This window comes from Enterococcus sp. DIV0213h, from assembly GCF_051711285.1.
GTDB lineage: Bacteria > Bacillota > Bacilli > Lactobacillales > Enterococcaceae > Enterococcus_D > Enterococcus_D casseliflavus.
On record NZ_JBIOMH010000001.1, the window covers coordinates 2748984 to 2761514 of the forward strand.

General features: G+C 41.9%; 14 protein-coding genes. 2 read left to right on the forward strand and 12 right to left on the reverse strand.

What is annotated here, in order from left to right; translation table 11 throughout:
• Positions 1-4: 4 nt before the first annotated feature.
• Positions 5-1309: a PTS sugar transporter subunit IIC gene (locus IGI77_RS12840; protein ID WP_015510115.1), complete on the reverse strand. Its 1305-nt coding sequence runs from the start codon at positions 1307-1309 to the stop codon at positions 5-7.
• Positions 1310-1480: 171 nt separating this feature from the next.
• On the opposite strand from IGI77_RS12840, the gene IGI77_RS12845 reads away from it, so the two are divergent.
• On the forward strand, positions 1481-2182 hold the full coding sequence (locus IGI77_RS12845) for a GntR family transcriptional regulator (RefSeq protein WP_010749712.1): 702 nt from the start codon (positions 1481-1483) through the stop codon (positions 2180-2182).
• Positions 2183-2235: 53 nt separating this feature from the next.
• On the opposite strand, the gene IGI77_RS12850 is transcribed toward IGI77_RS12845, so the two are convergent.
• The 4 genes from IGI77_RS12850 to IGI77_RS12865 all read right to left on the reverse strand — a co-directional run bounded on the left by IGI77_RS12850 (position 2236) and on the right by IGI77_RS12865 (position 6893).
• Entirely contained in the window at positions 2236-3000 is a 765-nt protein-coding gene (locus IGI77_RS12850; RefSeq protein ID WP_438770185.1) for a serine hydrolase, read from the reverse strand.
• Between the two features lie 36 nt (positions 3001-3036).
• A complete protein-coding gene (locus IGI77_RS12855) occupies positions 3037-3948 on the reverse strand; it encodes a C40 family peptidase (RefSeq protein WP_438770186.1) in 912 nt (303 codons plus the stop codon).
• 21 nt (positions 3949-3969) lie between these two features.
• Positions 3970-5043, reverse strand: a complete 1074-nt coding sequence (locus tag IGI77_RS12860; RefSeq protein WP_438770187.1) for a dipeptide epimerase — start codon at positions 5041-5043, stop codon at positions 3970-3972.
• A gap of 188 nt (positions 5044-5231) precedes the next feature.
• Positions 5232-6893, reverse strand: coding sequence for a peptide ABC transporter substrate-binding protein (locus IGI77_RS12865; RefSeq protein ID WP_438770188.1), 1662 nt, complete (start codon positions 6891-6893; stop codon positions 5232-5234).
• A 708-nt stretch (positions 6894-7601) separates the two neighbouring features.
• On the opposite strand from IGI77_RS12865, the gene IGI77_RS12870 reads away from it, so the two are divergent.
• Positions 7602-7937 carry an antibiotic biosynthesis monooxygenase family protein gene (locus IGI77_RS12870; RefSeq protein WP_438770189.1) on the forward strand — a complete coding sequence of 112 codons (336 nt, stop codon included), beginning with the start codon at positions 7602-7604 and terminating at the stop codon, positions 7935-7937.
• A 74-nt stretch (positions 7938-8011) separates the two neighbouring features.
• On the opposite strand, the gene IGI77_RS12875 is transcribed toward IGI77_RS12870, so the two are convergent.
• The 7 genes from IGI77_RS12875 to IGI77_RS12905 all read right to left on the reverse strand — a co-directional run bounded on the left by IGI77_RS12875 (position 8012) and on the right by IGI77_RS12905 (position 12384).
• Positions 8012-8785, reverse strand: coding sequence for a hypothetical protein (locus IGI77_RS12875; RefSeq protein WP_060792529.1), 774 nt, complete (start codon positions 8783-8785; stop codon positions 8012-8014).
• A 158-nt stretch (positions 8786-8943) separates the two neighbouring features.
• Positions 8944-9171, reverse strand: a complete 228-nt coding sequence (locus IGI77_RS12880; RefSeq protein ID WP_005229082.1) for a hypothetical protein — start codon at positions 9169-9171, stop codon at positions 8944-8946.
• A gap of 178 nt (positions 9172-9349) precedes the next feature.
• Positions 9350-9811, reverse strand: coding sequence for a GAF domain-containing protein (locus IGI77_RS12885; protein ID WP_015510123.1), 462 nt, complete (start codon positions 9809-9811; stop codon positions 9350-9352).
• Between the two features lie 179 nt (positions 9812-9990).
• A complete protein-coding gene (locus IGI77_RS12890; protein WP_016608699.1) occupies positions 9991-10638 on the reverse strand; it encodes an NAD(P)H-binding protein in 648 nt (215 codons plus the stop codon).
• 137 nt (positions 10639-10775) lie between these two features.
• Positions 10776-11201: an Rrf2 family transcriptional regulator gene (locus IGI77_RS12895; protein ID WP_010749722.1), complete on the reverse strand. Its 426-nt coding sequence runs from the start codon at positions 11199-11201 to the stop codon at positions 10776-10778.
• Positions 11202-11392: 191 nt separating this feature from the next.
• Positions 11393-11797 (reverse strand): VOC family protein, encoded by a 405-nt coding sequence (locus IGI77_RS12900; RefSeq protein WP_375817924.1) that lies wholly within the window; start codon positions 11795-11797, stop codon positions 11393-11395.
• A 236-nt stretch (positions 11798-12033) separates the two neighbouring features.
• Positions 12034-12384, reverse strand: coding sequence for a PTS glucitol/sorbitol transporter subunit IIA (locus IGI77_RS12905; protein WP_015510125.1), 351 nt, complete (start codon positions 12382-12384; stop codon positions 12034-12036).
• Positions 12385-12531: the final 147 nt, after the last annotated feature.

The following is a 12531-nucleotide window of genomic DNA, read 5'->3' on the forward strand; positions in this document are numbered from 1 at the left end:
TCCTTTATGCAACTTCATTGGTCGTACGATTCATTACCAAAACAAAAGGTAGATAGATCAAAATTGCCACGACAATACAGATAACTTGCGTGATCACAGCCCCGATATCCCCAGCAGTAGCTAGATAAGCATTGACGATCGGTGGCATCGGCCATGGGACCATTACCACGGCTTTAGCGGCAAAGCCTAGACTTGTCGCCACGTACCCAATCGTTCCTGTTACTAACGGTGTCAGGATAAAGGGAATCGCCAAAATGGGATTCAGCATAATTGGCATTCCGAAGATCACTGGCTCATTGATATTGAAAATCCCAGGTGCTAATGACAATTTAGTGATTTGGCGCATGTCCTCCCGCTTGCCGACGATCAAAATCGCAATCAGCAACCCAATCGTAACCCCAGAGCCGCCCATACTCATATACATATCCCAAAACGGCATCGTAATAATATTGGGTACTTCTTTTCCAGCTTCAAAAGCTTCCGTATTGACAGCGATCGCTGCCAGCAACAATGGTTCGCGAATGGGTTTGACCATCTGGTTCCCATGAATCCCGATGACCCAAAAAACTTGTGCGATAAACATCAACAACAAGATACCTGGCAATCCTTGGACGATCCCTTCCAGTGGTCGTTGGACGACATTGTAGATGATATCGTAAGCATACATCCCTGTGAGTGCTTTGATAGCAAAACCAGCGGTGGCGATGATGGTCACGGTGAAAATCGTTGGAAACAATGCCGAAAAACTTGCCGAAACATTCCCAGGAACACTATCAGGCATCGTGATCTGCAGCCGTTTTTGTCTTCCTAACCACGCATAAAGCTCGATGGAAACGATCGCAACGAACATGCCTAAAAATAGGCCTTTCGTGTCAGTATATTGCTTAGCCAGCACGTTTTCGGCAACCACCGTCGCATCTTCGTGCAAAAATTCAAAGATCATTGGATTAACAGAAAGATAAGACATCACTGCGATGATTCCTGGAAAGACCCCAGAAATCTTATTTAATTTTGCTAGCTCAATCCCAATCAGAAACACTGCATAGATCGTTAAGAAACTCAACGTCACATAACTGACCGCAGATGAGATCGGTTTTAAACTTTCTAAAAAGCGCAGTGCCTCGATTTGTGCCAATCCATTTTCAGCATCAAAAACCATTGCTGAAAACAATGTACCAAACGCCCCTGTAATGATTACTGGAATCAAAGCAGCAAAGGCATTTTTAATGACCATGATGTAGCGTAAATTATTGATCCTATTGGCAAACTTTCCTAAAACGTCAGCGAGTCGATCCATAAATCCTTGCATAAAACTCCCTCCTATACCCCTATTCTTCAATTGTTAGAAAACGATTACATTACAAATGTAATTCATTTCCTGAAGAATGTAAACGCAGGAAAAGCCTTCAAAACAGGGTATGTAAAGCTCCAAGTTTACATACTTCGTTTTATCACTTATTATTATTTTGAGGTGAAGCAAATGGCGAACTACCATGACATCGCTGCCGATTTACGGAGCAAAATCAATCACGGGTTTTACGAAGAAGAGAAAAAATTGCCGAAGCAATCCGAACTGGCTGCGGATTATCAAACGAGCCGCGTGACGATTCAAAAAGCATTGAATATTTTACAAATGGAAGGCATTATTTACGGTAAAAAAGGCACGGGTACGTTTATCAGTGATTCCTATTCAACCTTCGATTACAACGCCAAGATCAATCGCGGGCTGACGAAGCGCCTTGGAGAGACAGGAAAAATCACCAGCAAGATCATTTCTTTTGCCATTCTTTTTCCCGATGAGAAAGAACAAGAAAAACTAAAAATTCGCAGTGACCAGCAAATTTATGATATCGTTCGTCTGCGTCTATTTGACGATGTACCCGTTGTTTTAGAGTATACCATCATGCCGCTTCATGTCATTCCTGGCATTACCGAAGAAGTCTTATCCTCTTCAGTCTATAGCTACATCACGAACCAACTCCACTCTTCGATTGGAACATCTGTCCGTCGTATCAAAGCGGATCGTGCAGACACCTATGACCAGCAATACTTAGCTTGTGCTGCCACCGATCCCATTTTAGAAGTTGAGCAAACGGTTTACCTCGGCGATGGGACGCCTTTTGAATTTTCCCAATCACGGCACCGCTATGATATGGGGGATTTTATTGTTGTAAATAATTAATACGCTGCGGATCAAGTGCCTCTAAGTGAGGAGCGATACGCAGCGCATTTTACTTAAAAATATTGCTGATAGACTGTTTGACCAATTTCTCTTAGCCAACTGATCCCTTGACCACTACCGGTTTTATCATAGGAAAATGCCGCAATGATGATCGTCGTTTCATTGGCTTGTAAATACGCTACATCGTGTTCGATGCGGTCAAGACGGCCTGTCTTATTAAAAATGCGGCAAGCAGGATACGCAGTTTCCGCAAAATTTCCCGCTAATCCTTCTTGAAATTGCTGCTGATTTAAGGGTGAAAACCCTAGTGCAGCTTCTTCTCGTTTAACACACCTTAGTAGTAGTTTAGCAGCCGCCGAGGGGGTCAAGCGGTTCTCTTTGTCTTTGATCGGTCGCATCATATACCGTTCAAATTGAATCTCTGGCTCCTGAATCCAGGCCTGAAGCGTGGGCAACCCTACTAAGTCCAATAGTACATTGGTCGCAGTATTATCAGATACGGCGATCATCGCCGTGAGAAGCTCACTGATGGTCCAACCTTTCTTCTGAGGAAAAAGACGGATCACCCCAGCACCCTCTGTCAGATCAACGGCGTTCACACCGATCAGCTGTTGCGGATCGATTTTTTCTTCGATAATCTGTTCAAGATAATAGGCATACAAAACAAGCTTACTGATACTCGCTGCCGAAAACGACTTTTGACTCTGATAGTCAATGAGACATTCCGTTGGCGTACCGATCCATAAACCCATTTCCAAGGTTGTCTGATAGTTTTCTAGAATAGGCTTAATTGCTACACGCAAGTCATCTTTTCCCATCAAATGCCCCTTTCCTTACGATCATGAAAAGAATGTTCATGAGCATTCCTGTGATGCATTCGGCTGGTTTTGCCAATAACGCGCCACAACTGCGAGTTCTGGTTCATAATTAGAGCCAGTGATTTTGGTTTTCATGACCCGTGACCCAGGTGTTCTTGAATGAATCATTTCGTCATCCCCCAAATATAGACCGACATGATGGACTTCGCCTTTTCCTTCTTCATAAGCAAACAGCAGCAGATCCCCTGGTTGTGCCTGACCGTAAGGTACGTTGTTTGCTTGTTGTGCTTGCTCGATCGTATCTCGGGGGATTAAAATACCATGAAGTCGATGCAGCGAATACATGAATCCAGAACAATCAAAGCCACTGCCGCTAATGCCTGCCCAGACATAGGGCTGGTTTATAAATTGTTCTGCTAAGGCTATTATTTTTTCTGGGAGCTTTGCCCATGTGTCCGATAGGACGTGAGCAAAAGCTTTAGCGATCGTTGCTGGTCCATTAGGCGTAGCCACTTGATAGGAATCTGCGGTTTCCCCAACAAGTGGTAAAACTGTTCCAAAAGAAACAAGTCGTGTGGTCGAGTCAAAAACAAGCACGGCTTCTTTTGCAATCACCCCAATCCTTCTTTTAGCTGGTGCATAATCTGGTGGCAATGGCTTCAATACCTCGTTCGGCAGATAACCGGGATACCCGAGTGGGTGTTTATTGCTTTTTTGATCCAAGACGATCACATGGGACCAACCATCCGTTTGGGTGATGACTTCTACTATCGTCCCATATAATACTTCGGAGTCCACTAAGCTTTCCTGATAAAGCCGCATCGTATCTTCATCAGTCAAAAAAGTGTGCAGCGCTTCTAAAGGAAATGCTTTGATTTTTGCTAGTACTTTGTTTTCTTTGGGTTCCTTCCATAAGAAGGAAGAGCCAGCCTGAACAATTTGTTTCATCTTTGCTCCTCTCATAACTATTTATTCGTTGATTCCTAGACCGATGCGTTCGGTGACCCTCAAGCTTCCTGGAGGCTGAAGAATCCCTTGCATTTCAGGGGAAGTCGTTTGGGTCTCCCACATAAAAGGAACGTCCAGATCATAAAATTGGACGTCGGCCATCCCCAAGGCAAAATGGGCGGCTGCCGCCATTCCCCCATACCCTTCAATCATCGAACCGACCATCACTGGCATTTGATGCTCTTTTGCCAAGTGATAAATTTTTTGTCCCTCTTTGATCCCGCCGCTTTTCATCAATTTAATGTTCAAATAATTGCAGCAGTTTTCAGCAATCAAACGCTTGGCATCCTCATAGGAAAAAAGACTTTCATCGGCCATGATTGGAATCGTCGTACGAGCAGTCACATAGCTGAGTCCAGCAAAATCATGGGCTTTTACTGGCTGTTCAACAAACTCGATCGGAATGTCTTGCCATTGGTCTAAAATCTGCACCGCTTCTTCTTTGGTCCAGCCTTGATTTGCATCAATTCGAAAGGGAATCTTTCCTGCCAAGCGTTCATTGATGCGGCGAATTTTCGCAACTTCCTCTTCGATCGTTCCTGCCCCTAGTTTGATTTTCAAGGAGCGAAATCCCGCCTGGACTTTCGCTTGGGCATCATGCAGCATCTGCTCCTGTGAGCCAACACTGATCGTATAGTCGGTTGTCAATGTATTGGCAGAACCACCTAAATAGCGGTAAAGAGGCAAGTTGGCCGCTTTTGCCAGTGCATCATGCAACGCGATATCAATCGCCGCTTTAGGGCTCGTATGATGCTGGATCAACGCATGAAGCTCATCCATTACTAGCAATTGGGCATCTACCTTTCTGCCTAACAGGAACGGGGCAAAGACCGTTTCGATATCTTTTAAAATACTTTCTTTTGTATCACCGGTGATCACTTCGGTAGGTGCTGCTTCTCCGATGCCAACGATCCCATTATCAAAAAAAAGCAGCACTCGAATCACTTCGACGGCGTGCACTTCTCTGAGCGCCGTTTTAAAGGGTGCATTCAGCTGGATCGGAATTCGTTTGGTTTCAACTGCTGTGATTTTCATTGGTGTTCCTCCCAAAAAGAAAAGCAGTTCTTATCTAGCTAAAATGAATACGTCATTGTTCGCTGCTAGAAAAAGAACTGCTTTATTCCTTGTTATCAAGTTGCTAAACATTCTAGTAACGTTTTTCTCGTCTGCTGCCCTCTTTGGCGAAGTCAGACAATGAATAGACAAAAGGAGCTTTTTTCTCCTTATTCTTCGACAAAGACATTTTTATAATCATAGGCCGCGCCAACACTATGAACGATGAGGCCTTTGATTTTTGGCGACCGTAGATGTGCTTCAGCACTTTGGAAGAGTGGAATAACGCCTAAGTCGTCGGTTAAGATTTTTTCTGCTGCTACCATATTTTCCCAACGGGCTTCTGGATCGTTAGCATTTTCATTGGAGGCTTGTTCGATCAATTGATTGTAGTCATCATTTAGCCATTTTCCACGATTATAGGAACTGTCTTTTTTGAACAATTCCAAAAAGTTGATTGGATCTGCATAATCCCCGATCCAGTTGTTCATGACCATCTCAAAATCGCCGCTATTTGAACGATCCAAGCGCACAGAAAATGGAACGTTTGTGACTTCGACAGTCAGCCCATCCAGTGTTTGCTGCAAGGTACCTTGAATGTATTCTGCCATTTTTTTCGATTGATCGGTATCTGATGTCAACAGTTCAAAAGACAATGTATCGATACCCAGTTCAGCTTTTGCCTTTTCCCAATATTCTTGGGCTTTTTCTTCGTCAAAGGCTAACGTGGTTGCCGCATCCTCGACAAAATCAGCCTTTGTCTCTGGATTAAACGCTAGGTCAGAAGGAACAAAACCGACCGCCGGTAAGGAGCCGTTGCCTAAAATATTGTCAACGATTTGTTGTCGATTCATACTATACGAAATGGCTTGGCGCAGATTTGCATTTCGAAAAGGCGAATCTTCTGGTGCTTGATTCATTTCTAAATACTGAGTGGTTGCACTAGGCTGAACAATGTAATCAGGATGATTCACATTCTGCATCGCCAATTCACCGCTTAAAATAATGTCATCGGCTTGTCCGCTTTCGTACAAGTTATAAGCGGTCGATGAGTCTTTCACGACATCAAAGTTAATTGTTTCAAGTTTGACCGAATCAGCATCCCAATAATCGGGATTTTTCGCCAATGTCCATTGGATGTCGGTGCCTGGTCCAGCATAATTGGTCAATAGGAATGGTCCATTGTACGCCGCGTTTTCACTGGTTAAGGCATATTGGTCACCGAACTCTTCCACGACACGCTCGTTTTGTGGGAAGAAAGTTGGAAAAGCCAGTAAAGATAAAAAGTAAGGCGTCGGTTTTTCTAACGTGATTTTTAATTGATGATCATTGACTGCTTCGATCCCTAACTCGCTTTTATCTAGCGTACCATCTGAAATAGCGGCAGCGTTTTTAACGGGTGCCAGCATATAAGCATAATTGGAAGCAGTGGCTGGATCAACGGTTCGCTGCCAGCTAAAAACATAATCAGCTGCAGTAACTGGATCGCCATTGGACCATTTTGCCTCTTCCCGCAGTGAAATGGTGTAAGAAAGCCCATCTTCACTAACTTCAGCGTCTTCGCTTGCACCAGCGATCACAGGAACATTGTTTTCATCTAAGCGATAAAGACCTTCATAGGCGTTGTTTAACGTGATAAAGCTGTAAGAGTCGGTTGCTAAAGAAATATCTGCACTGCCCATCTCTGCCGAAAATTGCACATTGATCACTTGCTCTGCAGAAGAAGCGGCTGATGAATCCGTCTCGTTATCTTCATTGCCATTTTGACAAGCTGCTAAAAATAAGCTGCCTAGTAACACAAGCGATACTGCATATTTGCTACGTTTCCCCATTTCTACTCATCCCCTTCTAACATTCAGATAATTCAAAAAATTCTGTTTGTTGTACCGAGTTTACCGCATGTTTATGCAGCCTGTCAATTTAACACGACCAAAAAATGTAAGAGGTTACATGATTGTGTCAGAAACGCTCTTCTGAATGTAAAAAGTAGAAAAGAGCGACTTTATGCTGAATATCGTTGAAAGGAGTCGTGCCAAGAAAGCATACAAAAAAGTCCTGATCTTCTAGTAATCAGAACTTTTGTTACTTTCTTATACATCATTTCGCAGGTAAAATGGATAAAAAAACTTTCTTAATTTTCCTTTCCTTTCACACAAAAAAAGAAGACATAAATTTCGTCTTCATAGCGCTTTCTCAGAACCTTCCCACTTTTTTGCCTTTCAACTCAAGGAATAAAAGAAATCTCCTCAGAAAGTAAAAAAAACGTATCTATTTTAAAATGGGAGTGGTACACTAAACAAACGAAGAGTATTGCACGTGAGAAAAGAAAGACTTCCCCAAGTATCCATTTTCTCCAATACTCTTCGGACTCTTCAGTACGTATATTAATTATACGTACTTTTTTCATTTGTTCAAGGCTTTTGAAAGATTTAATCAAAAAGTGAAAATCGATAAAAACGTACAAATCCCTTACGCTAATTGACAATGATTCTCAATTAGCGCTATACTAAATGAAATCACTCACAGCAAGGAGGAATTTCATGTATATCCGTACCGTCGCATTTGAAGTCATTCCAGAAGGCAAAGACATCTTTCTAGCTAAAATGAAAAAAGATACCGCCTCAATGAAAACATTTGCTGGCTGTCACTCTGCTGAAGCTTGGTTTTCAGAATCAAAAGACCGCCTAGTTTTCCAGCTGGTGTCAAAATGGACTGAGAAAAAAGCATTTCAAGCTTGGTTAAAACGCCCCGAACATCTGCAAAAGCACCGAGATGCGTATCGAGCTGAAAAGGAAGGAACTGCAAAACCGAGCCTTGTTTTGTCCAAAACTGGTCAAGAATTTGTCTTGATCGATGAAGAGCCTACTCCTAGTTAAACGATACGAGCGATCCACCAAAGCTGATTCCGTTCGCTTTGGTGGATCGCTTTCTTGTTCAGTATCTCTCTATTCTATTCCACCGTTCGCTCGTTCAGGGTTCTTCCTTGCTGATCTTTTAATTGAAGCCAGCCATTGGTCCCCCCATAGTAAAGAAACATGCCGACCTCATTGACACTTTTTAATACGACGTCTGCAATCGTTCGTCCCTCTTTGATCGCTGATTGATTCTCTTGCCGTATCTTTTCTGCTAATCGAGCTGAAAAGCCCACCGAGCCGTCTTTGTTCAAAGGAACCTCTTGACGCAAGGTAGCGCCTTTTTCAATTCGAACCTCGTTGCGTTTCTGCCAATAAACCGTTGCTGTACTTCCTTGATAGTCCACCATAAAGGGTTCATCTTGTAATTCTTTTGACCATTTATGACGAGGCTTGCCCCCTTTTTTCACCGCTTTCGTTTCCTTTTTACTGGTGGATACATACCCCAGAAAATCGATCAAGCAATCAAATGGTTCCGCACAAACAGCGACCCCTTGTTGCAGTTCCTGTGGAATCACGATAGGTGCGTTGGAAGCATTGGACAGTTGATATTTCTCTTGATAATAGGCTGCTAAGTATGGCGCCATGATCTCCCAAGGTGGTGTAAGGATCATTAAGCGATCATATTCTTGCTTGTCATCAAATGTTTTCTCATCTGCTACTGATAGTAATTGGCCTTCTTTTATGGCTAAAAGGACGGTATTGTCTTTTGTTTCAATAAGTTTTCCTTTAACAATTTGCAGTTGCCCTGCTTCCTTCGGCAATTCAAAAAGCATCTGTTTGTCATCAATGACCGTTTTTTCTAATTCCATTTTGCTCCCTGCTTTCTGCTAGTTTCTCGCCCATTATAGCATGTATTTTTCTACGCAGCGGTGTCCAAGAATCAAAAAAAGAGGCTGCTTCCAAGAAACAGCCCCTTTGTTAAGGGAATTGGTTTACGTGCATGGCTTCGTTTGATTGGGATTAACCCTTAGCTAGAAAAGCATTCAACCAATGCTGGTTGATAGATCTCGTTGTATTTTGCCACAACTCGTCCACAACGTTCTTCAAGCTCGTCATGATCAGTCTCTTCATAACGGATCACATGCAAAACGGCACAACGTTCCATTTTTCTGACCACTTCTCCGATAACGCGGCTTTCTAAGCCAACTGGTTTACATTCATATGCTTTACCTAATACAATTGTTTCTGCTTCCATAATGCGCTCCTTACTACTCGTTTCTCTAATTGTATTATCATCTTATCATCTAATTCTAATAAAATAAAGCGATATGCATGTCTATTTAAAACAAAAATGAAAAAAGTGCCCATTATTCAATGAACACTTGCTTTGTAAACGTTATATTGTTTTTTGTTAATTATTAAGAAATGACGATTTATTTACGACTCGCTACTAGGATCGCCGCAAATTCTTCAAGATATTTCTGATCGATCTCATCATAGCTGTTCGTTTTGCCACTATCGATATCCAACACACCAATCAATTGATCATCAGCTATCATAGGAACAACGATTTCAGACATAGCTGCCGAGTCACAAGAGATATAGTTCTCATGTTCTTTGACATTCGGGACGATCAATGTCGTTTGTTTTGCCGCTGACTCTCCACAAACCCCTTTGCCCATAGTGATTCTGGTGCAAGATACTCTTCCTTGGAACGGGCCTAAGATCAGTTCGCCTTCTTCAAACAAATAGTAGCCGGCAAACACCGTATCTTCCAATGTTTCATTTAATAAAGCAGAAGAGTTTGCTAGATTAGCGATCCAATTACTCTCTGCTTCTAGTAATCCTTTTAATTGCAGAAGCATCAATTCATACGCTTCGATTTTTTTATTCATTTTCTCACCTCTGTCCTTGATTATAAGCAAAGACAGAGGATTTGTCTTGTCTAAATTACTGAGTATGGGAAACAATAATGTGAAAAAAGAACTGTTGCCTAAAATAGCCTATCCATCCACTCGTACCAATAGTCAACGCTACTCATAGCATTTCCTTCTCAGTCGTCTTTGAAAACTTACTAGGCATCAATCACAGTAAAGCGAGTGTTTTCATGTTGTACTGTTTCGATCTCATCGATAATTGCCTTAGCTAACGTACCGCTAGATGTCACCGATTCCTTTTGTTCGTTGAATAGTAAGTGATCTTTCCCTAAAATCGCTGGTTTAGCTGGTCCTTCTTGAAAGACATTCCCAGGAGAAATCCCCACCCAAGGGACATTTTTGACTGTTTCTAAAAAGAGATATTCGTCTAGCTGATTTTCTGGAATCGCAATCCAACTTTCGCTTCCTGGTGCTTTTTTCAACTCAGAGAGATTACGTTCCCCCGCTTCATTGAATAAACTGCCGGCTCCTAAGATGAAGAACAAACGAGTGTTTTTTTCTCGAAACAGGTGCACTAATTTTGCTGCCAGATCCACATGCAAGTAAGCTTTGTCAGGACTTGTCGCAAACGCGTCAACAAGCACATCAAAGTCACTGAGCTCTTCTTCTGTGAGAGAAAAAGCATCCTTTGTAAGTGTTTTGACCGTCTCACCAAGTTGTTCTTTGGCCTTCGCTTCATTTCTCACGATAGCAGTCACTTCGTGTCCTCTCTGTACTGCTTCTTGATAAATTGCTGAACCTGCATTCCCTGTTGCGCCAATAATACCGATTTTCATAATGATCATCCTTCCTACTTTTGTTTTTTTCAAAATAAGTTGTTACTAATTAAGTTACAACTAGAGTATAAAAGAAACTTTCTTCCCTGTCAAGAATTTGCCTAGCAGGTGAAAGTTCTTTTTTTACAGCCTTTTATGTGACACTTTTAATGATTGGCTTCTACTTGAATGCCGTCAATGATGGATTGTAGCGAGATAGCGCTCATTTCCTGCTCAATTTTCTTTTGCAGCACATCGTAAGTTTCCTCTAATACCGTTTGGATATTCCCCCCAATCAAGCAATTGGGATTGGTCTTTTTGTCCGCATGTAAAAGATGCTGATCTTTTTCAACACTCGCATAGATGTCCAACAAAGAAATCTCATTTGGTTCCTTCGTTAGTTTAGGGTTTGGTTTTCCTCTTTGGCTTTCGATCAATCCGGCAATACGCAGATCACTCATAATCCGGCGAACATAAGCAGGATTCGTTTCAACACTCTGGGCGATCCGATCACTTGATAGATCAGTTCCTTTAAAGAGGTGGATGTAAGCGAGGATGTGAATGGCGTCGCTGTATTTCGTTGAATATTTCACTTCGTCTCCACTCCTTTTTCTTGTATCATACCTCTTTTTTCAGATTTAGACAAAGGGTACTGACCAATCTTACAAAACTCGAGGATCCCGTCAAGAAAAAGCAGCCCTCAAAAAGTTAGCACAAAAGCCTAACTTCTTGAGGGAACTGCATACTGAACCATTTTTTCCTTTTTATTTAAACGAGCACTTTGCTAATAGCCCTTCATCCAAGCAGACTCAATCTGATTGCCGTCAGGATCAACGATTTCATAGCCGACCATTATGTCCTCTGGAATCCCCATGTCAACTTGGAACGACTGTCCACCATTTTCTTCAGCAATTTTCGCAAAATTCTTTGCTTCTTCTGGTGTGTCAAAACTAAACGCGATCAATGCGCCACTCGTCTTCTTTGTATCTGCAATACTTCTACCATTTAGAAATTGTTGGTAAAACGCATGTTCTAACAGCATTAACCAAATCGATTCACTCCAAACCATTCCACTGCTGGTCTCGTTTGAGAACTCTTCATTTTTTACAAACCCCAGCGCTTCATAAAAGGATGTTGCACGTTTGATATCAGTGACAGGCAAGTTAATAAACACCATTTTGTTCGCCATTTTCTTGCTTCCTTTCTTTGGTAAGCTGCACTGCTGAATCCGTTCTCATTATAGCATTGGTCGATTGAATAAGAGAAACAATTGGCTTCTAGCGAATAAATGACTGATTTATTCTTTTCAAATCATTTTTGTGAAAAAACCTTTACTAAGATCGATAGCAATCACTCCTAATACAGGTCATTGTGGCTATGGCTGATTCATTCCAACTAAATCTCCGATCCTCGAGGAAGCAATATTTAGAAAGTGATTGCTTGTCCAACATGTAAATCAGGCCACTCATTTGGCGAGACGATAATCGCTCCTGGAAGAACTTCATTTTCTCCCTCACGGAAATAGATGGAGATATGCCCCAATTCAGTGAAATTCGCATTTGCTGCCGATCCAACTTCTTGGATCTCATATTCTTTTTCTCCAATACGAAATTTCCCACCAACTTGAATCACATCTTCTGTTGGATCCTCATGCGTATGGATGACCGAAATCGCTCTCAATTCTGGTGTTGCTTTTGGTCCAAAAAGGATCAATAAACTTTCTTCTTTAAATGCTTCCACTAATTCTCCGATTTCTGTGACTGTTGTTTTGTACATCGAACATCCTCCTAGAATTCTTTTCAATTAAATAAATAACGCTTACAATTGGACTGTAAGAAACAGTGCTCTTGAAAGACTACCTGCTTCTATTTTGTTTATTGGTTCTGATCGTTGCAACGCTTTGTGAGCCCTAATAACTTACAC